This window comes from Longimicrobium sp., from assembly GCA_036377595.1.
GTDB lineage: Bacteria > Gemmatimonadota > Gemmatimonadetes > Longimicrobiales > Longimicrobiaceae > Longimicrobium.
In genome coordinates, this window is record DASUYB010000105.1 from 52,743 (window position 1) to 75,389 (window position 22,647).

17 protein-coding genes and 4 tRNA genes are annotated in these 22,647 nt (G+C 71.4%); 11 read left to right on the forward strand and 10 right to left on the reverse strand.

What is annotated here, in order from left to right; translation table 11 throughout:
• Positions 1–146 precede the first annotated feature (146 nt).
• The 6 genes from VF092_17685 to VF092_17710 all read right to left on the reverse strand — a co-directional run bounded on the left by VF092_17685 (position 147) and on the right by VF092_17710 (position 4,915).
• Positions 147–1,643: a tetratricopeptide repeat protein gene (locus tag VF092_17685; GenBank protein ID HEX6749136.1), complete on the reverse strand. Its 1,497-nt coding sequence runs from the start codon at positions 1,641–1,643 to the stop codon at positions 147–149.
• Positions 1,644–1,781: 138 nt separating this feature from the next.
• The gene (locus VF092_17690; protein ID HEX6749137.1) at positions 1,782–3,236 is read right to left on the reverse strand and encodes an FAD-binding oxidoreductase; all 1,455 of its coding nucleotides are present in this window, start codon (positions 3,234–3,236) and stop codon (positions 1,782–1,784) included.
• Between the two features lie 345 nt (positions 3,237–3,581).
• Positions 3,582–4,379, reverse strand: coding sequence for a hypothetical protein (locus tag VF092_17695; GenBank protein ID HEX6749138.1), 798 nt, complete (start codon positions 4,377–4,379; stop codon positions 3,582–3,584).
• A 284-nt stretch (positions 4,380–4,663) separates the two neighbouring features.
• A tRNA-Val gene (locus VF092_17700) sits at positions 4,664–4,737 on the reverse strand.
• Positions 4,738–4,743: 6 nt separating this feature from the next.
• Positions 4,744–4,817, reverse strand: a tRNA-Met gene (locus tag VF092_17705).
• A 14-nt stretch (positions 4,818–4,831) separates the two neighbouring features.
• Positions 4,832–4,915 (reverse strand) — tRNA-Leu (locus VF092_17710).
• Positions 4,916–5,283: 368 nt separating this feature from the next.
• Between VF092_17710 and VF092_17715 the strand changes: the two genes are divergently transcribed.
• Entirely contained in the window at positions 5,284–5,514 is a 231-nt protein-coding gene (locus tag VF092_17715) for a hypothetical protein (GenBank protein HEX6749139.1), read from the forward strand.
• Between the two features lie 118 nt (positions 5,515–5,632).
• Here the strand turns inward: VF092_17715 and VF092_17720 are convergent, their stop codons facing one another.
• The 3 genes from VF092_17720 to VF092_17730 form a co-directional block, all read right to left on the reverse strand.
• The gene (locus VF092_17720) at positions 5,633–6,856 is read right to left on the reverse strand and encodes an amidohydrolase family protein (GenBank protein ID HEX6749140.1); all 1,224 of its coding nucleotides are present in this window, start codon (positions 6,854–6,856) and stop codon (positions 5,633–5,635) included.
• A gap of 399 nt (positions 6,857–7,255) precedes the next feature.
• Positions 7,256–7,329, reverse strand: a tRNA-Arg gene (locus VF092_17725).
• Positions 7,330–7,477: 148 nt separating this feature from the next.
• Entirely contained in the window at positions 7,478–8,974 is a 1,497-nt protein-coding gene (locus VF092_17730) for a long-chain fatty acid--CoA ligase (protein HEX6749141.1), read from the reverse strand.
• A gap of 263 nt (positions 8,975–9,237) precedes the next feature.
• Between VF092_17730 and VF092_17735 the strand changes: the two genes are divergently transcribed.
• Positions 9,238–10,809, forward strand: coding sequence for an alkaline phosphatase family protein (locus VF092_17735; protein HEX6749142.1), 1,572 nt, complete (start codon positions 9,238–9,240; stop codon positions 10,807–10,809).
• 83 nt (positions 10,810–10,892) lie between these two features.
• On the opposite strand, the gene rimJ is transcribed toward VF092_17735, so the two are convergent.
• Complete coding sequence (rimJ, locus tag VF092_17740) at positions 10,893–11,471, reverse strand: ribosomal protein S5-alanine N-acetyltransferase (protein HEX6749143.1); 579 nt, start codon at positions 11,469–11,471, stop codon at positions 10,893–10,895.
• Between the two features lie 241 nt (positions 11,472–11,712).
• Here rimJ and VF092_17745 point away from each other — a divergent pair, with 241 nt between their 5' ends.
• The 9 genes from VF092_17745 to VF092_17785 all read left to right on the forward strand — a co-directional run bounded on the left by VF092_17745 (position 11,713) and on the right by VF092_17785 (position 22,275).
• Positions 11,713–12,114: a hypothetical protein gene (locus VF092_17745; GenBank protein HEX6749144.1), complete on the forward strand. Its 402-nt coding sequence runs from the start codon at positions 11,713–11,715 to the stop codon at positions 12,112–12,114.
• A 57-nt stretch (positions 12,115–12,171) separates the two neighbouring features.
• On the forward strand, positions 12,172–12,780 hold the full coding sequence (locus tag VF092_17750) for a hypothetical protein (GenBank protein ID HEX6749145.1): 609 nt from the start codon (positions 12,172–12,174) through the stop codon (positions 12,778–12,780).
• A gap of 594 nt (positions 12,781–13,374) precedes the next feature.
• Positions 13,375–13,581, forward strand: coding sequence for a hypothetical protein (locus VF092_17755; GenBank protein ID HEX6749146.1), 207 nt, complete (start codon positions 13,375–13,377; stop codon positions 13,579–13,581).
• Positions 13,582–13,653: 72 nt separating this feature from the next.
• Positions 13,654–13,854: a hypothetical protein gene (locus VF092_17760; protein ID HEX6749147.1), complete on the forward strand. Its 201-nt coding sequence runs from the start codon at positions 13,654–13,656 to the stop codon at positions 13,852–13,854.
• Between the two features lie 106 nt (positions 13,855–13,960).
• Positions 13,961–15,118, forward strand: a complete 1,158-nt coding sequence (locus tag VF092_17765; GenBank protein HEX6749148.1) for a hypothetical protein — start codon at positions 13,961–13,963, stop codon at positions 15,116–15,118.
• The gene (locus VF092_17770; GenBank protein ID HEX6749149.1) at positions 15,115–15,780 is read left to right on the forward strand and encodes a thioredoxin domain-containing protein; all 666 of its coding nucleotides are present in this window, start codon (positions 15,115–15,117) and stop codon (positions 15,778–15,780) included. Before VF092_17765 ends, VF092_17770 begins: the two co-directional genes overlap by 4 nt.
• 72 nt (positions 15,781–15,852) lie before the next feature.
• The gene (locus VF092_17775) at positions 15,853–17,334 is read left to right on the forward strand and encodes an FAD-dependent oxidoreductase (protein HEX6749150.1); all 1,482 of its coding nucleotides are present in this window, start codon (positions 15,853–15,855) and stop codon (positions 17,332–17,334) included.
• A gap of 300 nt (positions 17,335–17,634) precedes the next feature.
• Positions 17,635–18,831 (forward strand): efflux RND transporter periplasmic adaptor subunit, encoded by a 1,197-nt coding sequence (locus VF092_17780; GenBank protein HEX6749151.1) that lies wholly within the window; start codon positions 17,635–17,637, stop codon positions 18,829–18,831.
• A gap of 210 nt (positions 18,832–19,041) precedes the next feature.
• The gene (locus VF092_17785) at positions 19,042–22,275 is read left to right on the forward strand and encodes an efflux RND transporter permease subunit (protein HEX6749152.1); all 3,234 of its coding nucleotides are present in this window, start codon (positions 19,042–19,044) and stop codon (positions 22,273–22,275) included.
• Positions 22,276–22,647: the final 372 nt, after the last annotated feature.

Below are 22,647 nucleotides of genomic sequence, written 5' to 3' on the forward strand. Positions count from 1 at the left end.
AAAACCAGCCCCGCACGTCCGACGGACGTGCGGGGCTGCGCTTCGTGAAGTCCGCGAAGGCGGACTGCGTGTGGTCGTAGCCGCGGCTTCAGCCGCATCCTCCACCCTCGAACCGCGTCTGGCCGACGGCGGACCTTCGCCTCGCCTCACGGCGTTTCGGCGCGGCGGACGGCGTCCTTCTGCACCAGCGCGATCCCGGCATTGTTGAAGTGGTACTCGGCCACGCGCTGGAACAGCCGCCGCGCCTCGTCCGCGCGCCCGGCGCCATCCAGCGCCAGCGCGCGGTGATAGGTGGCATACGGATCGTTCGGATCGGCGTGCTCGAAGTGCGCGGCCGCCTGCGCGTAGTGCTGCTGCAGCAGCTCGATCATCCCCATCAGCTCGTGCGCCGCCTCGGCCTTGCGCGGGTCGGAGAGCGGCTCCACCGCCGTCATGTAGCGGCGATACGCCTCACCCGCCGCCGCGTAGTCGCCGCGGCGCGCGGCCAGCATCCCCTCCCAGTACGCCGCGTTGGCCTCCGCGCGGCGCCGGAAGTTGGCCGAGCCGCTCCCCTCCGCCTCGCTCGCGGCCAGCTGGTTGCGTTGGGTGACGGCGCGGCCGGCGGCATCCAGCAGGTTCGCGTGCAGCGCGACGACGGCCTCCGTCTCCAGCGCGAAGATCTTCGAGCCGAGCGGGTCGGGCACGTTCATCCCGTCGATCGACGCCACCAGCCGGTCCAGCTCCTCCACCGCGGCCCGCGGGTTCCCCTGGTGCACCGACACCAGCGCGCGCCAGACGGGATACGTCGCCTTCTCGTTCCCCCGCCCCAAAGCGGCCGCCGTCTCGTAGTCGGCGCGCGCCTGGTCGTACCGGCCCAGGAACGAGTTCACGTGCCCGCGCTGCTGCAGCGGCGATCCCTCGCGCGGCGCCAGCTGGGCCGAGCGCGTGTACGCCGCCCGCGCGGCCTCCAGCTGCCCCTGCATGCGGAAAACGTCGCCCTGCACGTCGTACACGTAGCTCTCGTCGGGCGCGGCGGCCACGGCGACGCGGATCGCCTCCTCCGCCTTCGGCAGGTCGCGCGGCTCGGCGAGGTACTGGTTGGCCAGCGTCATCAGCGCCGGCGCGAACTGCGCCGCCGCCTGGGTGGCCTGCCGCAGCGTGGCGCGGGCGTCCTCTTCGCGCCCCAGGAGCGCCTGTACGCGGGCCAGCTCCATCAGCGCGCGCGGGGTGTTCGGCTGCGCGGCCACGAGCTGCTGCGCCAGGGTGAGCTCACCCTGCACGTCGTTGTCGAGGTCCTTCCGCGCCATCTGGATCAGCAGCCGCTCGGCCGGCGTAGCTTGCGCCGCGTTCGCCTCCGCGCGCTCCAGGTTGGCGCGGAACTCGTCCAGCGAGTTGGCGTTCTCGGCCAGCTGGAGATAGGCGAACGCGAACGCCGGGTCCGCCTGCACCGCCATCGCGAAGTGCTCGCGCGCGGAGACGGGGTTCCCGAAGTCCATGTCGTGCTGCCCGGCCGCGAAGTGCTCCATGGCCGCCTGCGGGTGCTGCGCGGACGGGAACATCATCGTGGCGCGGCGGATCTGCGGCTGGGGCTGCGCCGCCAGTACGTGCGCGGACAACACGGCCAGCGCGGCGGCCAGCAGCGGCGCGAGGCGTGGGAGCTTCATGGGGCCTCCGTGGGCTGGAGGAGACGGATGACGGGCCCGGCGCGGAATCGCCCCGTGCTCGCCGGCCGGAGGGGACGGCAGGGTGGATACGCGCGGCGGGCGGAGATGGATCTCCGCCCGCCGCGGGTCGTTCAGGACTCAGGACGACGAGCCCGGTGCGATGTTCTGGTTCACCCGGAAGAGGTTCTCCGGGTCGTACCGCCGCTTCACCTCCACCAAGCGGGCGTAGTTGGCGCCGTACGCGGCGGGAACGCGGTCGGTCTCGTCCTGCGTGAGGAAGTTCACGTACACGGCGCCGGTGGCGAACGGCGCCGCCGCGTCGAACAGGCCACGTGCCCAGCCGATGCACGCCTCGTCCTTCGCGGGATCGGCCCAGCGGCCGTGCACGTTGATGGCGAACTCGGCGTTGCGGTGGCCATACGCCGTCGCGCCGTCGGGAACGCGCGCCATCGCTCCGCCCAGCAGCGCGAACGCGATCTCCGTCTGCGGGTCGGGAATGTGCCGCGCGGCGTCCACCAGCACGTCGATCAGCCCGTCGCTCAGCCCGGTGAAGTCGTGCGACTTCCAGTAGTTCCGCATCCCCGGCGTCAGCAGCGGGTCGAGGATCTGCTGCCACGCGGTGAACGGCATCGGCCCCACGTGCACGCCCACGGGATGGCCGAACTCGCGCAGCGGCGCGGTCGCGGCATCCGCGCCGTTCAGGTCGCCGGAGTGGCAGATGGCCAGCGCCAGGATCTCCCTGCCGTGCCACTCGGGCGGGAGGAAGGGGAGCGGCGGCGCCAGGCGCAGCACGAACCAGCACACCAGCTCCTCGGGCGCGGTGCGAACGAACTCGCGGTAGAAGCGCAGCACGGCGGGCGCGTCGTCCAGCGGGTGGACCACGAGGCCGGCGAACACGTCCGGACCGACCGGGTGCAGCCGGAACTCGAACGAGGTGACCACTCCGAAGTTGCCACCGCCGCCGCGGATGGCCCAGAACAGGTCCGGGTTCTCCGTCTCGCTGGCGCGCACCAGCTCGCCGTCCGCGGTCACCACGTCGGCGGAGACCAGGCTGTCGATCGTCATCCCCCGGCTGCGGCTGAGCCATCCGAATCCCCCGCCCAGCGTCAGCCCGGCGATCCCCGTGGTCGAGTTGATCCCCATCGGCAGCGCCAGCCCGTGCGCCTGCGTCTCGTGGTCGACGTCGCCCAGCGTGCACCCGGCCTCCACGCGGGCGATGCGGCTCGCGGGGTCGACCCAGACGGAGCGCATGGGCGAGAGGTCCATCACCACGCCGCCGTCGCACACCGCGTTGCCGGCGATGTTGTGCCCGCCGCCGCGCACCGCCAGCGGCAGCCCGCTCCCGCGCGCGAAGCGCACCGCGCGGCGCACGTCGGCCGCGCCGCGGCAGCGCACGATCACCGCGGGGCGCCGGTCGATCATCGCGTTCCACACCGCGCGCGCCTCGTCGTAGCCCGTGTCGCCGGGGAGGACGATCTCGCCGCGAATGGCCGCGCGCAGCTCGGCGATCGCCACCTCGAGCTCCGCACCCGCCAGGATGCGAACGTCGGTCAGGTCGATATGGGTGGACGGGGTGGAGACGGTGTCGGACATGCTTCCCTCCCTCTCGAAAACGAGCACGCGGCCACCGGCATAGGCGCCAGCGGCCGGCGGTGGGGCCGATCTCAGCGGAGTGGGGCGTGGGATTCGTGGCGCATGGGACCTCTTCGACGCGTTCGCACGCGGCCACGAGAGGTGCGGCAAGGACGCGCCGCATCGCCGCCGGATGAACGGAGGTCAACCCGGGGGTGATGAAGCTAAGGAGCGCGAGGTGGATGTCCAGCAAACGTTTGTGGATGAACGACTTGTCCGGGCAACGCAAATCACGGAAAGCCGGGAGCGGACGCAAAACGGGGCAGCCGGTGGATGCAGGCCGCCCCGTTCACGTCGATGCGGCCATCACGGCGCGGCAGGATCGCCCTCCGGCGCCATTACGGCGTGCCGCAGCTTCGTCCCCGGCCTCCACGCCAGCGCCTTCACCGCCACCTCCATCCCGGGCGCCAGCGACGCGAGCGCGCGGCGCGACCAGATGGAAACCATCCCCGCCGGGTTCCCGTCCCCGTCCGCCACCTTCACGCCATCCGCGAGCACGGTGGTGACGGTGAAGCGGTAGGGGTGCCAGCACTTCACCTTCAGCCAGTCGCGCGAGCGCACGCCGGGTCGGTAGTGGCTGCGGATGCGCTTGGAGACGATCCCTTCGAGCCCCAGCTCGTACGCGCGGCGATGCAGCGCGGGGCCGCTACCCACCATGTGGTCGCAGTAGCGCACCACGTCGCAGCGCCCGGCGATCAGCTCGCGCAGCATCTCCTTGCGCAGGAGCAGGTCCACCTCGAGCAGCGTGCGGCCGCCGGCGTGCAGCACGTCGAACACCTGGTACCCCAGCGCCGGCGCAAAACGGCCGCCGCGCATCGCCCGGTGCAGCGCGTTGAAGTCGGGGAGCCCGTCCGCGCCGACGGCCACCACCTCGCCGTCCAGGTACGCGCGCTCGATCCCGAGCGCCTCCACGGCGTCGGCCACGCGCCGCAGATTCGGCGTCCAGTCGTTGCCGTTGCGCGTCAGCAGCCGCGCGCGGCCGTGCTCGATGCGGCAGAGGAGGCGGTAGCCGTCGTACTTGACCTCGTGGATCCACCGCTCGCCCTCGGGCGCGGCGGGGGCGACGGTCAGGAGCTGCGGGGCGATGGTGGCGGGCAGCGGCATCGGACGAAGAGCCGGCGCTCTCCGCGTCCACTTGCCGCGAAAACGAAAGCGCCTCCGCGGCCGGATGGTGGCGGAGGCGCTGTACGATTCTGAATCGGCGTCGGCTCGCACGAGGCGAGCTTCCCCAGTCTACGGCTCGCCGGCCGGCGGATCAATCGCAACACCGTGCACCTTTTGAAGATGCGCGGTGGTGGACAGTCTCCCTACGGTGGCGAAGAACGAGCGGAAAACAGAGCGCCCCGGCGAGCCTGAAGGCTTGCCGGGGCGCTGATTCTGTTTCCGGATGGTCGATCAGGGACTCGAACCCCGGACCTCTCGCATGTGAGGCGAGCGCTCTAACCAGCTGAGCTAATCGACCTTGCAGTAGCGGGGGCGGGATTCGAACCCGCGACCTTCGGGTTATGAGCCCGACGAGCTACCAGGCTGCTCCACCCCGCGACACGTCCAACAAGTGCTCCCGAGAGGACTCGAACCTCCACGAGCTTGCGCCCACTAGATCCTGAATCTAGCGCGTCTACCAATTCCGCCACAGGAGCACGAAGGTGCGCCCGAAGGCGCACCAGCAAGGCCCTAATTATAACCAGATTCCCCTCGTTGGGGAAGCCCCACCCGATCCGTTTCCTCTCGCGCCGACGGACTCCTCACCGCCGCAATTCGATCACCTTGTTTCTCCTGTTTAGACACTATCCAAACGCTTCGGGCACTGCCTCGCACATGTACGAGTGCGAAATAGAATTGCCATTCTCCGTCATCTCACTGTCCAAGCTACATGGTGCGGGATGAAAATTGCAGCGCAAAAGAAGTGATCAAGCGCGGCGAGGGATGACTGCGGTTGGTGTCACCCAGGCATCCCGGAAGTCACCGCGTGCGCGGCATCCTTTTCCACTTATCCTGGAGGAAGCCCATGGCCCGGGTGAACATGAGCGTGGAGAAGCTCGAGGTGCAGTCGTTCTCGACCAGCGACAGCGGCGGCACCGCGGTGCTGGACGCGCCGCGGCGGGAGGAGAAGCGGAAGGGGAACGCGATCGTCGCGGGCGACTACTCGGACATGCTGGGCAACACCGCGTGGTGCGACACGGACCGCGACTGCAGCGGCGTCTGCCTGGTGGCCACCAACGTCTGCTACGCCTGCTGACGAGCCGCGAGAGCGCGCGCAGCACGTGAACACCCCGGCAGCGCAGGAGCTGCCGGGGCGTTCGTGTCGTCAGGTCTGGTGACCTGTGTCCGCGCAGGCCACGCCGTTGGCCGGGTACTCAGGGCCGACCGCCGGTGCTCGTGCGGTCGACGACCACCCGGCCGCGCGCCATCACGAAGGCGGGCCGCTGCAGCACGGTCAGGTCGAGCAGCGGGTTCTCGGCCACGGCGACCAGCGAGGCCTCGCCTCCCTCGCGAAGCGCGCCGTAACCCGCGGGCAGGCCCAGGCAATCGGCGGCCACGACCGTCGCGGCGCGCAGCACCTCCGCCTCGCCGAAGCCGATGGCGCGCAGCGCGAGCAGCTCCGCCGCGTTGGTGCCGTGCGCCAGCACGCCCGCGTCCGTCCCCACGACGATGCGCGCCCCCGCCGCGCGCAGCCGGAGGAGCGCCCGCGCGGCCGCGTCCCGCGGCGCTCCCTCCGAGACGGTGGCGAGGGTGGACGCCACGCACATCCGCTCGCGGCCCAGCACCCCGGCGGCCGTGGAGTCCACGATCGGCGTGTGCGCGAGCAGGCGCGCTCCCGCCCGCGTGGCCTGCAGCGCGCCCGCCTGCCCGATCGCGTGCGCGGCGACCGGGACGCGGGCGGCCGCCGCCTCGGCCGCGACCGCGCCGAGCTCGCCCGGGGTGAGCTCCACCGAATCGGGGTAAGCGAGCGCCGTCTCCGTCCACCCCGTGACGCAGACCTTCAGCAGCGACGCGCCGGCGGCGAGGTCCGCGCGCGCACGGGAGCGTGCCTCCTCCTCCCCGCGCACGGTCGCGCCGCCGAACTCGCAGACGCCGCCCCGCCCGCCGATCCACGAGCCGGCGGCGATGATCGCCGGGCCCGGGATGCTGTCGGCCGCGATCCGGGCGCGGAGCCGCAGCGCCTGGTGTGCGGCCGAGCCGAGGTCCGCCACGGTGGTGAACCCCGCTTCCACCGTCCTGCGCGCGTTCTCCGCGGGCGGCCCGCCCAGGGTGAGGTGCACGTGCGCATCGATCAGCCCCGGCAGCACGGTGTAGCGGGAGAGATCGACCACCGTCGCTCCGACCGGCAGGGTACCCGGCGGGGCGCCGCTCCAGCGCCGCGTGACCACGCCGTTCTCCACCAGCAGCGTCACCCCGTCCTGCAGCGTCATGCTGGAGACGTCGAGGACGTGTCCCGTCCGGATCACGTACGCCTGCGCCGCCGCCGGCGTGCCGGCGCAGGCCAGGAGCGCGGCGGCGAGGAGGGGACGGAGGCGGACGAGCGCCTCCCTAGGCCCCCTGGGGGCGGGCGTGGCGCGGCGGAGGTCGGGCCTGGCCATGCGTCCTCCTGCGAAAGGCGTTTTCCGTTTCAGGTTGCGGATAGGTTCCGCTCGGGTGCGCCCGCCAGACCGGCTGACTGGCAGACCGGCTTTCGCTCTGGTCGAGGCCGGGCAGGGGAGGAGTGGATGAGCGGCGCCGATCTCTGGACACGAGCGGGCACGACGACCGACGTGTTGCTACGAACCATCGTCGCACGCGCCGTGATACCTCGCCCGGGAAACCAAAGTGCCTCCTGAGACGGCGATGGCGGCGATCGCTCCGCGGGCGCAGGTTGCCGCCGCGGTCGGGGGAACGCGGTACACGCATGTGCACGCGACCCCACCAACCCATCCCCTCCGGTACGGACAAGCGAAAGCCCCGGCAGCGTTAATCCGCTGTCGGGGCTTCACTTGAGAAGGTGCGCCCGGAGAGATTCGAACTCCCGACCTTCTGATCCGTAGTCAGACGCTCTATCCAGCTGAGCTACGGGCGCAAAAAAGCAACGAGCTAACTCGTTGCGCGGAGATAAGTTATCACCTTCCATCCACCGAGTCAACCCCGTGGCTAAGCCGTTGGCCGGCCATGGCTTGGAGGTCGGACGAGCGCTGCAGCAGGTTGCGGAATCGGCAGGCGCCCTCCGATCATCCTTCGCGGAGAATCCGCTTCAGGATCTTCCCCGTCGGGCTCTTGGGGATCGCGTCCACGAAGGCGATCCGGCGCGGCACCTTGTACGCGGCCATGCGCTCGCGGCAGAACGCCTCCACCTCGCCTTCCGTGCACGCGCCGGCACCCTGGAGGACGACGAAGGCGGCGACGGCCTCGCCCTTCACCTCGTCGGGGAGGCCGACGACGGCGCACTCCTTTACGGCCGGATGCGTGTACAGCACCTCCTCGACCTCGCGCGGCCAGACCTTGAATCCCGCCGCGTTGATCATGTCCTTCACCCGGTCCACCAGCCAGTAGAAGCCATCGCCGTCGCGGTAGCCCACGTCGCCGGTGTGGAACCAGCCGCCGCGCAGCGCCTCGGCCGACTCGGCGGGACGGTTGAAATAGCCCAGCATCACGTTGGGCCCGCGGATGCAGATCTCCCCCCACTCGCCGTCGGGCACCTCGGCGTCGTCGGGGCCGACGACCTTCATCTCCACATTCTCGATGGGCGTGCCGATGGAGCCGGGCCGGTATGCGTACTCGTGGTTGTACGCGGCGAACGGGCTCGTCTCCGTCAGCCCGTATCCCTCGAACACCGGCATGCCGAACGTTTCCTGCCACCGGCGCGCCACTTCCACCGGCATCGTGGCCGCGGCGGAGAAGCAGTAGCGGACGTCCGGCAGCTCCACGGGGGTCACGCCGGCGTTCAGCAGGTAGATGTAGATGGTGGGAACGGCGTACAGGTGCGTCATCCGCTGCGCGCGCAGCTGCGCCGGCGTGGTCTCGGGATCGAAGCGCCGGTGCAGGAGCACGGTGCCGCCGGAGTTGAGCGCGGAGTTGAGGATGAAGTCCTGCGCGAAGCAGTGGAACAGCGGCACGAACAGGCCATGCCGGTCACCCGGCCGCGAGCCGACGCAGTAGCAGGTGGAGTGGTAGTTGGAGACCACGTTCCCGTGCGAAAGCACCGCGCCCTTCTGCTTTCCCGTGGTTCCCGAGGTGTAGAGGATGGCCGCCGGGTCGTCGCGCTCCATCTCCCGCGCGCGGTACCGATCGGGCCGCCCCGCGCACAGCTCGTCGAGCGTGCGCTCCCCCGCCGCGTCGCCTTCGCAGACCACCAGCTCGCGCAGCGTGGCGAGCTCCCCGCGCAGCGGCGCCACTTCCGGCAGCAGCGCGGCGGTGGTGAAGACGACGCCCGCGCCGCTGTCGCCCAGCACGTAGCGCAGCTCGTCGGTCTTCAGCAGCGCGTTCACCGAGACGGCCACCGCGCCCACCTTCTGCGCGGCCAGGTAGGCGACGGCGAACTCAGGAAGGTTGGGAAGGAAGAGGGCGATGCGATCCCCAGCCGCCACGCCCAGCGCGCTCAGCCCGTGCGCCGCGCGGCTCGCCTGTGTCTCCAACTGCGCGTAGGTGATGGAGCGGCCCTCGAACTCGATGGCGACGGCGTCGGGAAAGAGCCGTGCGGAGCGCTCCAGGTTCTGCGCGACGTTCATCGGTGTAGCGGGACTGGGAGATGACGGAGGTGCCGTCCGCAACCTAGGTACCGATTCGGCCACCGGGAAGACGGAATGCCGCTCTCCGCCGGATACGCGGTCGTGGCGCCGGAGGATCGTACCAGCCGTTGCCGCATCGAGACGCCTGCCCGCTTGGCATCGCCGCGACGAAGGCGATACGTTGCGCGGCACCAGGCCCCTCGCGATCACCGACCGACGCCCAGCCCGCGGCCGGCCATCTCCCGACCCGGAGACGTTCCCTTATGCTCCGCCGCCTTGCCCTCGCCGGCGCGCTGGCGTGCGCCGCCGTGCCCGCCGTGGCGCAAACCGCGCCGCAGAAGCCGAAGCTGCTGGTGTTCATCACCGTGGACCAGCTCCGGCCCGAGTACTTCACCCGCTGGCCGGGGCAGCTGAACGGCGGGCTGGCGCGGCTGTGGAACGGCGGCGCGGTGTTCACCAACGCGCACCAGGACCACGCCATCACCGAGACGGCGCCCGGCCACGCGTCGGTGATGTCGGGCCGCTTCCCGCGCGGCACCGGCATCGTCAGCAACCCGGCCGGCGTGCATCCCGACCCGCAGACGCGGCTGGTGGGCTACGATTCCGTCGGCTCGTCGCCGTTCCGCTTCCGCGGGAGCGTGCTGCTCGACTGGATGCGCGTGGCCGACCCGCGCTCGCGCGCGCTCTCGGTGTCGCGCAAGGATCGCGGCGCCATCCTCCCCCTGGGCCGCGCGCACCAGAGCGTCTTCTGGTACGCGCCGAACGGGTCGTTCGTCACCAGCACCTACTACGCGGATTCGCTGCCGGCTTGGGTGCGCGAGCTCAACGCGCGTCGCATCCCGCAGAGCTACGCCGGGCAGCGGTGGGACCTCGCCGCGCCCGCGTCGTCCTATCCCGAGCGCGACAGCGTGCCGATCGAGAACCGCGGGCGGGACTTCACCTTCCCGCACCGCTTCCCGACCACGCCCGACAGCGCCGCGCTGGTGTTCGCCTCGTATCCGGCGATGGACTCGCTGACGATGCAGATGGCGCTCAGGGGGTTGCGCACGATGCGCCTGGGCGAGGGGCCTGCGACAGACCTGCTGGCCGTTTCGCTCTCCACAACCGACGCGGTGGGCCACGCCTTCGGGCCGGACTCGCGCGAGATCCACGACCAGGTGCTGCGACTGGACCGCTGGCTCGGCGCGTTTCTCGACTCCGTCTACGCGGGGCGCGACCCGTCCACGGTCATCGTCGCGCTCACCGCGGACCACGGCGTGACGCCGTATCCCGAGGTGGCGGACCCTGCGCACGCCGCGCAGATGCACGTGAGCGACGAGGCACTGGTGCGGTGGACGCGCGACGCGGCCACGCGGTACGGCGTGGACGCCGGCGCGGTGCGCTGGGACGACGCCGGGCTGCTGCGGCTGGATCCGGCCGCATTGGCGCGCGCCGGACGCGACCCCCAGGCGCTCGCGCGCGAGTTCGCGGCCACCGCGCGCGCCATCCCCGGCGTGCTGCGCGCGGACCTCGTCTCCGCTCTCGCGTCGGGCGACACCGTCGACGACGCGGTGAAGCGGCGGTGGCTGCACATGCTCCCGCGCGACCTGCCGTTCTACGCCACGGTCACGCTTCGCCCCGGCTACGTCTGGGGAGCCAGCACGTACGCGCAGCACGGCTCGCCGTGGGACATGGACTCGCACGTTCCCATCATCTTCTACGGCGCGCCGTTCCGGCCGGGGAAGTACGACGTCTTCGCGCGCACGGTCGACATCGCCCCGACACTGGCGCGCGCGCTCGGCGTGGCGCCGACGGAGCCGATCGACGGACGCGTCCTTGCACCGGCGCTGCGGTGACGCGAAGCGAGCGAGATCGGAGAGAAGCCGGGGCCGGCGACGTGGATCGCCGGCCCCGCTTCTTATCTCCCCATCGACGCCGCTCACATCGGGTCGGCGGCGCGCCACTCCGGGTTGGTGAGGCTGGTGAGCACGTGGTCCTCCCAGCGGCCATCGATCAGCAGGTAGTCGCGCGCGTAGCCCTCCACCTGGAAGCCGAGCGCCTTCAGCAGGTTGCCGCTGCGGCGGTTGTGCGGGAGGTAGTTGGCCATGATGCGGTGCAAGCGCAGCTCGCCGAACACGTGGGCGATGGCCGCCGTGAGCGCCTCACGCATGTATCCGCGTCCCTCACGCGCCGCGGAGAGCCCGTATCCCAGGTAGCACGCCTGGAACATCCCGCGTACGAACTCGCTGAAGCCGAGGTTGCCGATCACCTCGCCCGGCGCATCCCTGGGGAAGATGAAGAGGCGCAGCGAGCGGTCGTTGTCCGCCTCCTCCAGGTTGCGGCGCACCTGCTCTCCCCAGAACTCGTCCGTGAAGAAGCGCTCCGAGCGCCGCGGCTCCCAAGGGGCCAGGAACGCGCGGTTCTCGCGGAAGTAGCGCGCGATGGCGGGAACGTCGTCCAGCGTGGCCATCCGCACCACGGTGCGCTCGGTCCAGATCTGATGTGTGGAATTGTGCATTTGAGATTGATGAATGCTGTGAAGTGGCTCCCACCCTGGCTGAATATAGTTGGAGCCTCACGATGCACTGGAACTGTCGATGGATTGACCAGATCCCGGCAGAGGAGGCATCGATGCATGCGATCGAACTCAGGGTGATCTCGGGCGGATCTGGCTCCTGACGCTGTAACCCCATTCTCGCACACAACTTGCGCGCGGTTCCCGTCCCTCGCGGATAGAACCCGGACGCAGGAGGATGGCGATGCAGGACGGCAACCAGGAGCGGATGCAGAGCAAGCCGCAGACGGAGGTGAAGCACCCGCCGGAGTGGGAGCGCGACCTGAATCCGGACCGCATGGCCGGGCAGAACATCGGCGCCGAGCCCGACCGCGAGGTGGGCTTCGCCAGCGCGCACGACATGCGTGACCTGCACCGCTCGCTCGGCCTGCCAGACGACGAGCTGAAGCGCGTGCCGGTGATCCGTCCGGGCGAGCGGCTGCAGCAGGGCGCCACCTACATGGACCTGCGCGATCCCGCGCGCGGCGAGTTCACCGCCACGGGCGACATGGCGGCAGGGCCGGGGAACGCCTACGTTGCCAAGGACCGGGTGGCGTACGACACCTGGAACCGCCTCCGCGGCATCGACGACCCGGAGCGGACCTGAGCGGCCACGGCGCGGCGCCCTTGGCGGGCGCCGCGCCTTCTCCATCCCCACGAGACGATGACGCTTCCTGCCGACACGCTTCCCGAGCTCCTGCCGCCGCGCGGCTACATCCCCGTCGCCGAGGCAACGGCGGTGGACGAGGCGCCGACGGAGCGCGCGTACGTGGAGATCGACCGCGCCATCGCCGCCGGGCTGGCGGGGGATGCCGGCCGCGCGCTGGAGCACCTGGCGGCGGCCGAAGAGGCGCTGGAGCCCCGCGACCACTTCGGACGGCTGCTGGTCCTGGCCAACCGCGCGCAGGCGCTGCTCGACGCCGGCGACCTCGACGCGGCCGTGCGCGAAGCCGCAGCCGCGCTGCGGCTGGCGCGCCGCGAGAAGCAGGACTACTGGGTGGCACTGGCCAGCCTGGGCGTGGCGCTGGCGCAGCTCGCGCGCGGCCGCCGCAACGAGGCCCGCGCGCGCCTGGGCGATGCCGCGCGGCTGTTCGAGCGCTTCGGCGAGTCGCTGCGCCGGATCCAGTGCCACTACCTTCTCGGCGAGGTGGCGTGGCTCGGCGAGGATCCCATCCGCGCGGGGAGCCACTATCGTGACGCGCTGGCGGTCGCGCGGCCGGCCGAGGCGCAGGAGTGGATCGAGCTGCTCACCCTCCGCTTCGAGCACCGCTGACGGTATACGCATCCCGCCACGACTCATTGACGCCACCGACGGACCCTATCTCCACGCGGCCACGATCACTGTACGGTTGCCACTTTCCGCGCTGGCGCGACTGATCGCCCCGTTTTTCCGCTTGATTCACCACTCAATTCCGGACAGGTCAGCCACACGGGCAATGTAAGGCGTTGTCGTAAAATAGATTGCAGGTTGCTATTTCTGAGAACAAACGTTCGCGTTGACGAGCGTGGCGTTCGCCTTTACGATTCGCCCCGCTTCACGAAGTAGACGCCGCACGGCTGCGACAGCGTCACCGGATGCCCAGGCCCGGTGATCCGCTTCTGACCACTAAAGCTCTTTTCGCCCACTAACGTGCCGCCGACTACACATCCGGCGGGGGCACGCATGAACGGGTTGCTCGATACCGGGACCACGGACGGCCCGGTGCTCCCGAGCGGGGGAGCGGACTTCATGAACCCGAACAAGGAGGAGCGAATGGCATCATCACACGACCTCCACCGCCGGCGCCCGGCCGGGCAGGCGTGAGGGAACCGACAGGTAACTCTGGGACAATCGAGATCCACACCTTCGGACAATGGAGACACGGAGATGAAGAGAATCGTGGAAATCCTGGCGCTCACCTGCGTGATGGCGGGCGCGGCGCACCTGGGCCGGCCGCCCGCGGCGCACGCGACGATGGCTCCGACCGCGCTCACGGGGTGGCTGTACTGCTGCTCGAGCCTCGACAAGTCGAAGTCGTGCTGCTTCTGGACCGGCTGCATGGTGACCAGCACCTCGTGCGTGCAGATGCACTGACCCTTCCGCGCGCCGGCGGCTTTCGCCGGCGCGCCAACCCATCGAAGCATCCAGACGACGGAGAGCTCGACGATGCGCAACCACATCAATCTCTTCGCGTTCGCCGCCACGCTGGCCGCCGGCGGCGCCATGCACCTGGGGCGCCCCGCCCCGGCGGGCGCCACCATGACGCCGACCGCCATCGAGTGGCTGTACTGCTGCCAGGGCGGCCAGACCAAGTGCTGCGGCAACAGCTGGTGCGCCATCACGCCGCGGGGCTGCGGCTCCGGCTGACGTCATCCGCGCGCCCGGACCGGGCCGTCCACGCGGCGACCCGGTCCCGCGCGGGGCTGATTCCCTTCCTCGTCAATCATCCCCGGCTTGAATGGAGAGGTGAGTGATGGCGATACAACGATCGACCCTCGTCCCCGCCCTCGCGGCCGGGATGCTCGTCGCCGGGTGCGGAAAGGATGCGCGCCCGCCCGAGCGGCCGCGGGAGTTCACGCAGTACCAGGCGGTGCTCCGCGCCTCGAGCCCCGAACCGGTGGAGTTCACCGCGATCTCGGGGATCGACGTGGACTCGCGCGGCAACCTGTACGTGGCCGACGCGGTGAACGTGGCGGTGCTCTCGCCCGACGCGCGGCTCCTCCGCCGCATCGGCCGCGAGGGGAAGGGCCCCGGCGAGTTCGAGCGCGTGAACGTCATCCGCATTCTCGCCGGCGACAGCGTGTTCGCGTTCGACGCGGGGGCGGCGCGCGTGACCGTCTTCCCCCCGGCGTCCGACCGGGCGGCATACACCACCGGGCTGAGCACGGCCGGCCTATTCTTCCCCTACTGGGTGCAGCCGGTCCGCGGCGGCGCGCTGCTGGCCCTCTTCCGCGCGGCGTACGGTGTGGGCCCGGACGGCGGAGAGCGCGGCGTTCGCAGGGAGACGATCCGGCTGCTGAACGCGGACGCCTCGCTGCGGCAGGACTCGGTGCTGAGCTTCCCCGAGTACGAGGCCGTGCCGATCCGGCAGGGCCCGGTGCAGGGCGCGCTCTTCGACCCGTTCGGCCGGCGGATGCTGGTGGCGCTCTCCGGCGACCGCGTCTACTCCGCGTGGAGCGGCGACTGGCGCGTGGAGATGCACTCCGTCACCGGCCGGTACCTCGGCACCATCCGCCCCGGCGCGCCGCCCGAGCCGCGCCCGATCACCCCGGCGGAGCTCGACAGCGTGGTGACGCTGATGATGGAGGGGCTCCCGTTCTCGCGGGCCACCGTGCAGAGGGCGATGGAGGGCACCGGCCGCCACACCTGGCCCGTGCTGCAGGACCTGGTGGTGGACGACGGAGGACGCATCTGGCTCGCCGCCACCGGGCAGCGCGGCGAGCCGGTGCACTGGATCGCCACGGACGAGCAGGGCCGCCGCGTGGGCGCGTTCGACCTGCCCGAGAGCGTGCGCATCCACCTCATCCGCGGCGACACGGCGTACGGCGTGTCGCTGGACGACGACGACGTTCCACACGTGGCGATCTACGACCTGAAGCCCGTCACTTCCCAATCACGGGGGCGGACATGAACCGGAACCTGCTCTCGAACCTGGCGACCGCGGTGATGGTGATCTGCGCGCTCGCCGTCACCGGGCTGCTGGTGCGCCGCGAGTTCTTCGCTCCGCCCGGGCGCGCGGGGCAGCCGGACATGCGGCCGCGGCGGGTGGACGACTGGGAAGCGCTGCTGGCCGCCGGCCAGTGGATGGGGCGCAGGGACGCGCCGGTGCGCATCGTGGAGTTCTCGGACTTCCAGTGCCCGTTCTGCGCGCGGGCGCAGCCGGCGCTCGACGCCGTCCGCCGGCGCCACCCGGACCGCGTGGCCGTGCTGTACCGCCACTTCCCGCTCGACGCCATCCACCCGCACGCGCGACCCGCCGCGGTGGCGTCGGAATGCGCGGCCGCGCAGGGACGCTTCGAGCAGTTCGCCAACCTCCTGTTCGCGCGGCAGGACTCGCTGGGCGTCACGCCGTGGGCCCGCTTCGCCCGCGAGGCGGGGGTGCGCGACTCGGCCGCGTTCGAGCGCTGCTTGGCCGATCCGCGCACGATGGAGGCGGTCGACCGAGACGTGCGCGCCGCCCAGGAGACGGAGGTGCAGGTGACGCCGACGCTGATCGTCAACGGCACGCTGCGCCCCGGCGCGCTCACCGAGGCGGAGCTGGAGGAGCTGGTCGCCGATCCCGGCACCCGATGACGCGAGAGGAGAGATGCGAACCCATGAAACCACGCTTCCTGTTTTCCCGCCCTTTGGCGCCGTTGCATTCGCATGGAACACACAATTACGAGACGCCAGCTCCTGGCGCAGGGGGCCGCGGCAGCCGCGGTGCTGGCTGGAGCCCGGTCCATCTTCACGCCGCCAACGCGCGGCGAGGCGCAGCCCGCCCGCGTCATCGTCGCCGGCGCGGGGCTCGCCGGGCTGGCGGCGGCGTTCGAGCTGGTGAAGCGGAGGCACGAGGTGACGGTGCTCGAGGCGCGGGAGCGTCCCGGCGGGCGTGTCCACACGCTGCGCGGCGAGCTCGACGGCGGGCTGTACGTGGAGGCGGGCGCGGTGTACGTCCCCGACCACCACCACCACACCGTCGGCTACGCGCGCGAGCTGGGGGTGGCGCTCGCGCCGGCGGGGCCGCGAGCACGGGGCGGCGGCGAGCGATACTTCGTGCACGGCCGGTCCATCCCCATCCGCCGTGGCGAGCGCCCAAGCTGGCCCGTCGATCTCGCACCGGCCGAGCGCGGTCTCCCGCCGTGGATGCTGCTGGCGCGGTACGTCGATCCGGTGCTGGAGGAGATCGGCGACCCGCTGCATCCCGGCTGGCCGGGCGAGGCGGCGCTGCGGTACGACGGCGTCTCCTTCGCCGAGCTGCTGCGGAGCCGCGGCGCGTCGGACGGCGCCGTCTCGCTGATGCGGCTGGGCTACCTGGACGAATGGGGCGACGGGATCGACCGCGTCTCCGCTCTCTTCCTGCTGCGCGACCTGGCGCTCCGCCGCGGCGCGCGGGAGACGTACGTCGTTGCGGGCGGGAGCGACCATCTCCCCCGCGCCTTCGCGGCGAAGCTGGGGACGCGCATCCGCTACGGCGCGGAGGTCACCGCCATCGAGCACGGCGACGAGGGCGTCCGCGTGGAGGTCGCCGAGCGCGGGGCGAGGCGGATGCTGGCGGCGGACTTCCTCGTCTGCGCGATCCCGTTCACCACGCTGCGCAGGGTGCGGGTGTCGCCGCCGCTCTCGCCGGAGAAGCGGCGGGCGACCGAGGGGCTGCGGACGACCTCGATCACCCGCGTGTACCTGCAGGTGCGCGAGCGGTGCTGGGGAGAAGAAGGCGCCGCCATCCCCACCGATCTGCCGATCATGCACGCCGTCGACGCCTCGGTGGGACAGCCCGGCCCCCGCGCCGTGCTGGAAGCCTTCATCTCCGGCCCGAGCGCCCGCCGCGTCGCCGCGATGGAGCCGGACGCGCGGGTGGCGTTCGCCGGGAGATACGCGGAGCAGCTGCATCCGGGAATCGCGCGCCGGTTCGAGCGCGGCGCGTCGTACTGCTGGGACGCGGACCCATGGGCACGCGGCGACTACGCCTGGTTCGCGCCCGGGGAGATGCAGGCCTTCCTTCCGCACTTGGCGCGGCCGGAGGGGCGGATCCACTTCGCCGGCGACCACACCTCCGCCACGCCGGGATGGATGCAGGGCGCGCTGGCGTCCGGCGTCCGCGCGGCCGACGAGGTGCACGCGGCGGCGGCGAAACTGGCGTCGTAGTCGGTGACGGCGCGGTTCGCGACACTCGTTGAGAATCGAGCTGCCGCCGTGCACCGGTGCCCATGGTCCCGGCGCGCCTGAGATCGCGAGAAGATCAGCGGATGATTAAGGATGGAGCCGGGAGCGGAGTGCCCGGCAACCGCACGAAGCAACGCGGCGTCGGACGAACGCACCGGACGAGGGAAGGGGGGCGAGGAGGTGAAAGCCGCACTCCTTTCACGACGGTTGTAGGTTGTGGGGCAACGAGTTAGATTGCGTTTCCCCACTCGGGCGCATTCCACGCGTTCCCAATCTCCTCGCATGAAAGCACCCTTCCGTACCTTCCTGATCGGCTTCGGCGTCCTCGCGCTGGTGGTCGCCGCGTCGGCGGGGATCTACGGCCGCATCCGCGCTTCCCAATCGGCCGGCGACGACGACGAGGGCGGCTCGCCGGGGCCGCGGCCGCGCACCTCGGCGACGAGCCGGTTCAGCACCGATGTGGCCATTCCCGTGAAGGGCGTGGCCGCCGTGCGCGACACGCTGGTGGTGGCCGTGAACGCCGCCGGGCAGGCGGAGGGGTGGAAGAAGACGGTGGTGGTGGCGCAGGTGGCCGGCCGCGTGGCCAGCCTCCCCGTGCGCGAGAACGACGCGGTGGGCGGCGGGCAGCTGCTCACGGGGATCGACGCGGCGGAGTACGGGCTGGCGGTGGAGGAGGCGCAGGCCAACCTGCGGCAGGCGCAGGCCGCCTACCGCGAGGCCACGCTGCTGGACGAGGAGATCCGCGACCCGGCCGTGCGCGCCGAGCGCGCCGCCTTCGCGCGCTCGAAGACGGGGCTCGACGCGGCCGAGGTGCGGCTGCGCAAGGCCCAGCTGGACCTGTCGCGCACGCGCATCGGGGCGCCGTTCGCGGGGCGCGTGGCGTCGCTGAAGGTGGTTCCCGGACAGTGGGTACGCGCGGGCGACGAGCTGATGACGGTGGTGTCGCTCGACCCGATCCGCGTGGAGGTGCAGGTGCTGGAGAGCGAGGTCGGCTTCCTGGCGCCCGGCCGCAAGGCGCGGGTCAGCTTCGCCGCCTTCCCGGAGCCGTTCACCGGCACGGTGGAGACCATCAACCCGGTGGTGGAGAGCGGAACGCGCACCGCGCGCGTGACGGTGGTCGTCCCCAACCCGCAGGGGCGCATCCTGCCGGGGATGTACGCGCGCGTGTCGCTCGAGGCGCGCCGCTTCGCCGACCGCGTGCTGGTGCCGCGCTCGGCCATCCTGGAACGCGACCGCCGCACGATGCTCTTCGTCTTCGAGGGACGTGACGGGCAGGGGTCTGCCAAGTGGCGGTACGTGACCACCGGCCTGCAGAACGACTCCATGGTGGAGATCGTCCCCAGCGAGGAGACCGACAGCGTGCGCCCCGGCGAGATCGTACTGACCGAGGGCCACTACACCCTCATCCACGACGCCCGCGTGCGCCTGGTAGACGACGTGGAGGACGAGGGAGCGGGGACGAGCTCGCCGCAGCGATAGCGGAGGCCGGCGCGGTCGCGCCTGCTGGTGGCTTCACACAAATGCATGCTCAATCACCCTCCCCCAGTCGGTTTCGGGGGAGGGTCGCGCGAAGCGTGGGGTGGGCGGCGGGATGCCGCGGCTTCACGCCGTCTCGCCCTCTCGCGGGTAGAGCGTAAGACGCAGCCGACCCCGCGGTTTCAACCACTTTCCTGAACGGGACGAGGGACGTTGTCGCTCCCCCGCATCGCCATCCAGCGGCCCGTGGCGGTCGCCATGTTCTTCCTGGGGGTCGTGTTCCTGGGGGCGCTGTCGTTCGTGCGCCTGCCCATCGACCTCCTTCCCGACGTCGCCTATCCGCGCCTGGTCGTCTACACCACCGATGAGAGCGCCGCGCCGGCCGAGGTCGAGCGCTTCATCACCGAGCCCGTCGAGCAGGCGGTCAGCACCGTCCCCGGCGTACAGAAGGTGGAGAGCGTCACGCGCGAGGGGCAGTCGCTGGTGACCGCGCGCTTCGCGTGGGGCACGGACATGGACTTCGCCGCGCTGAACACGCGCGAGAAGCTCGACAACATCCGCGACGCCCTTCCCGAGCTGGCCGCGCGACCCGTGGTCCTCCGCACCGACCCGCGCAGCGAGCCGATCATGGCCGTGAGCGTGGCCGGCCGGCGCGACCTGCCGCAGCTGAAGGAGCTGGCCGAGGCGGTCTTCAAGCGGCGATTGGAGCAGATCGACGGTGTGGCGCAGGCGTCGGTGACGGGCGGCGTGGAGCGCGAGATCCACGTGGAGGTGGACCCGCGCGCGCTGGAGAGCTACGGGCTGACCATCGACGACGTGGCGGACGCGCTGGCGCAGGCCAACGCGAGCGCGCCGGGCGGCACCATCCGCCGCGGGCGCTACCGCTACTCGCTGCGCACGCTCGGCGAGCTGCAGTCGGTGGACGAGATCGCCTCCGTCCCCGTGCGCCGTGCGTCCGCGAACGGAGGGGGCGACTCGACCGCGCTCCCCGGCCAGGTGCTGGTGCGCGACGTGGCGAACGTGGACGACGGCTTCCGCGAGCGCGAGTCGATCGCCCGCTACAACGGGACCGACGCCGTCGGGCTGATGGTGTTCAAGAACGCCGGCGCCAACACCGTCCGCGTCACGCGCGAGGTGGAGCGGGTCCTCACGCAGCTCCGCCGCGAGTATCCCGAGGTCAAGCTCGAGGTGGCCACCAGCCAGGCCGGGTTCATCTCCGATGCGCTGTCGAACGTGGTGCAGGAGGTGATCCTCGGCGGGATCCTGGCCTTCCTCGTCCTCTTCTTCTTCCTGCGCGAGTGGCACTATCCGGTCGCGGTGGCGCTGGTCATCCCCATCTCCCTGGTCGCTACCTTCGCGCTGCTGCAGGCGACGGGGGTGACGCTCAACATCATGAGCCTGGGCGGGCTGGCGCTGGGCGTCGGCCTGCTGATGGACAACTCCATCGTGGTGCTGGAGAACATCTTCCGGCACCGCGAGCTGGGCGCGCGCGCGGCCGTGGCCGCCGCGCTGGGGACGGAGGAGGTGCAGCGCGCGATCATCGCCTCGACGCTCACCAACATCGCCGTCTTCGGGCCCATCGTGTACATCGAGGGGGTGGCCGGGGAGATGCTGGGTGCGCTGGCGCTCTCCGTCTCCTTCTCGCTCCTCGCCTCGATCGTCGTCGCCATCACGCTCCTCCCCGCGCTGGCGGCGCGGTGGGACCACGGGACGCACGACGACGGGTCGCGCCGGCACGGCTGGCTGGCGCGGCAGCTCTCGCGGCCGCTGGACGCGTTCGAGCACGGCTTCGCGTGGGTGCTGGCGCGGTACGAGCGGGTACTGGAGATGGGGATGCGGCATCGCGGGCGGACGATGGCCGTCGCGCTGACGCTGCTGGTCGTCGGCCTGTGGATCCTCTTCTCCCTCCCCCGCAGCGTCCTTCCCGACGTCGACCAGGGGTCGTTCCGCGCGCGGCTGGAGCTGCCGCGGGGAACGCCGCTGGAGACGACGGCCGACGCGGCCGCGCGGCTGGAGCGGACGATCCGCGGCGACCGCGCGGTGGAGGCGGTGTTCACGCGCGTGGGCCGGCAGGCGGCGGTCGCGGGGATGGACGAGGGGGAGAGCGGGCTGCACACGGCGACGCTGGAGGTGCGGCTGCGCGGCGGCTCGTCCACGGCGGACGCGCTGCGGTGGCTGCGCGCGCGGCTCGACGGCTTTCCCGCGGGCGCGGTGACGCTGGAAACGGGGCAGGCCACGCAGCTCGGCCGCCTCCTGGGCGCGGGCGAGAGCGACCTGTCCGTGCGCATCCGCGGCGAGAACCTCGACGCGGCGCTGGGCTACGCCGCGCAGGTTCGCGCGCGCCTCCTCTCCGTTCCCTCCGTGGCCAACGTGCGCGTGGGGACGGAGCTGGGGCAGCCCGAGGTGCGCGTGGAGATCGACCGCGAGCGCGCGGCCGCGTACGGCATCGACCCGCGGCGCGTAGCCGAGTCGGTGGAGGCGTACATGAAGGGGAAGGAGGCCACGCAGCTGGTGGACTTCGACCGCAAGATCCCCATCGTGGTGCGCCTTCCCGAGAACGCACGGAGATCCGCGGAGACGCTGGAGCTGCTGATGGTCGACGGCGTGCCGCTGCGCGAGCTGGTGCGCGTGCGCACCGCCAGCGGCCCGGCGGAGATCCGCCGCATCGACCAGGGGCGCGTGGTCTCGGTGCTCGCCGACGTCTCCGGCGGCGCGAGCGTCGACCGCTCGGTCGAGGCGGTGCGGAGCGCGCTGGCATCGTTGCCGCCGCCGCACGGGCTGCGCGCGGAGATCGGCGGCGAGAACGAGGAGATGCGGAAGGGGTTCCGCGACCTGGCGCTCGCCTTCTCGCTGGCGCTGGTGCTGTGCTACATGCTGCTCGCCGCCGAGTTCGAGAGCCTGCTGCACCCGTTCATCATCCTCCTCGCCGTCCCGCTCGCGGCGTTCGGCGCGGCGGTCGCGCTCTGGGTGGGGGGATCGGGGGTGAACACGATGAGCCTGATCGGCATCGTGATCCTGGTCGGCATCGTGGACAACGACGCGGTGGTGAAGCTGGACTTCATCAACCAGATGCGCCGGCAGGGGATGAGCCGCCACGAGGCCATCCGCGCCGCCGGCCACGCGCGCTTCCGTCCCATCGTGATGAACACCATCACCGCGATGCTGGGGCTGCTGCCGATGGCGCTGGGGATCGGCGCCGGCGGCGAGCTGCAGGCGCCGCTGGCGATGGCGGTGTTCGGCGGCCTGCTGAGCGCCACCGCGCTGACGCTGGTGGTGATCCCCGTGAGCTACGACCTGCTGGAGGAGCTGAACGACCGCGTCAGGGCCTGGCTCCGCCGCCCGTCGGCGGACGCGTTACCCGCGCCCGCGCCGCTCCCCGCCGCCGCGTCGGAGACTGCCGACGCGCGCGAACCGGTCGCGGCGCCCGGTCTTGTGGCGGGAGACTGAACGGTGCCCTGCCCGCTCGCGCCGATCACATCGAGGGAGTCTACGAATACGGACTTCCTGCGAGGGTGTTGGCGAACCTGTGGACACCCATCGGGTGTCATCCTGAGGGCGCGGAGCACCGAAGTCGCGTCGACACGAAACCCTGCGCGCCCGAAGGATCTTGCATGGCGGGCAGGATGTCTGCCCGGAGGCACCAGCATCTCCGCGGGGTCGAGTAGATCCTTCGGTCGGCGCCCAGCGCTCGTGCTGACGAGAGAGCGGTGCAGCGCCTCCCTCAGGATGACACCGTGTGGTTGCACACGTTCGGCTCATCCGCGCGAGCGAGCGATGGTCGATCACGTGCCGAACAGCCTCGCGCAGTTTGCGAGGCTT

Excerpts from the sequence above, each read along its gene's own strand:
- VF092_17685 (HEX6749136.1), bottom strand. The coding sequence starts at position 1,643 with ATGAAGCTCCCACGCCTCGCGCCGCTGCTGGCCGCCGCGCTGGCCGTG.
- VF092_17690 (HEX6749137.1), bottom strand. The coding sequence starts at position 3,236 with ATGTCCGACACCGTCTCCACCCCGTCCACCCATATCGACCTGACCGAC.
- VF092_17695 (HEX6749138.1), bottom strand. The coding sequence starts at position 4,379 with ATGCCGCTGCCCGCCACCATCGCCCCGCAGCTCCTGACCGTCGCCCCC.
- VF092_17715 (HEX6749139.1), top strand. The coding sequence starts at position 5,284 with ATGGCCCGGGTGAACATGAGCGTGGAGAAGCTCGAGGTGCAGTCGTTC.
- VF092_17720 (HEX6749140.1), bottom strand. The coding sequence starts at position 6,856 with ATGGCCAGGCCCGACCTCCGCCGCGCCACGCCCGCCCCCAGGGGGCCT.
- VF092_17730 (HEX6749141.1), bottom strand. The coding sequence starts at position 8,974 with ATGAACGTCGCGCAGAACCTGGAGCGCTCCGCACGGCTCTTTCCCGAC.
- VF092_17735 (HEX6749142.1), top strand. The coding sequence starts at position 9,238 with ATGCTCCGCCGCCTTGCCCTCGCCGGCGCGCTGGCGTGCGCCGCCGTG.
- rimJ (HEX6749143.1), bottom strand. The coding sequence starts at position 11,471 with ATGCACAATTCCACACATCAGATCTGGACCGAGCGCACCGTGGTGCGG.
- VF092_17745 (HEX6749144.1), top strand. The coding sequence starts at position 11,713 with ATGCAGGACGGCAACCAGGAGCGGATGCAGAGCAAGCCGCAGACGGAG.
- VF092_17750 (HEX6749145.1), top strand. The coding sequence starts at position 12,172 with ATGACGCTTCCTGCCGACACGCTTCCCGAGCTCCTGCCGCCGCGCGGC.
- VF092_17755 (HEX6749146.1), top strand. The coding sequence starts at position 13,375 with ATGAAGAGAATCGTGGAAATCCTGGCGCTCACCTGCGTGATGGCGGGC.
- VF092_17760 (HEX6749147.1), top strand. The coding sequence starts at position 13,654 with ATGCGCAACCACATCAATCTCTTCGCGTTCGCCGCCACGCTGGCCGCC.
- VF092_17765 (HEX6749148.1), top strand. The coding sequence starts at position 13,961 with ATGGCGATACAACGATCGACCCTCGTCCCCGCCCTCGCGGCCGGGATG.
- VF092_17770 (HEX6749149.1), top strand. The coding sequence starts at position 15,115 with ATGAACCGGAACCTGCTCTCGAACCTGGCGACCGCGGTGATGGTGATC.
- VF092_17775 (HEX6749150.1), top strand. The coding sequence starts at position 15,853 with ATGGAACACACAATTACGAGACGCCAGCTCCTGGCGCAGGGGGCCGCG.
- VF092_17780 (HEX6749151.1), top strand. The coding sequence starts at position 17,635 with ATGAAAGCACCCTTCCGTACCTTCCTGATCGGCTTCGGCGTCCTCGCG.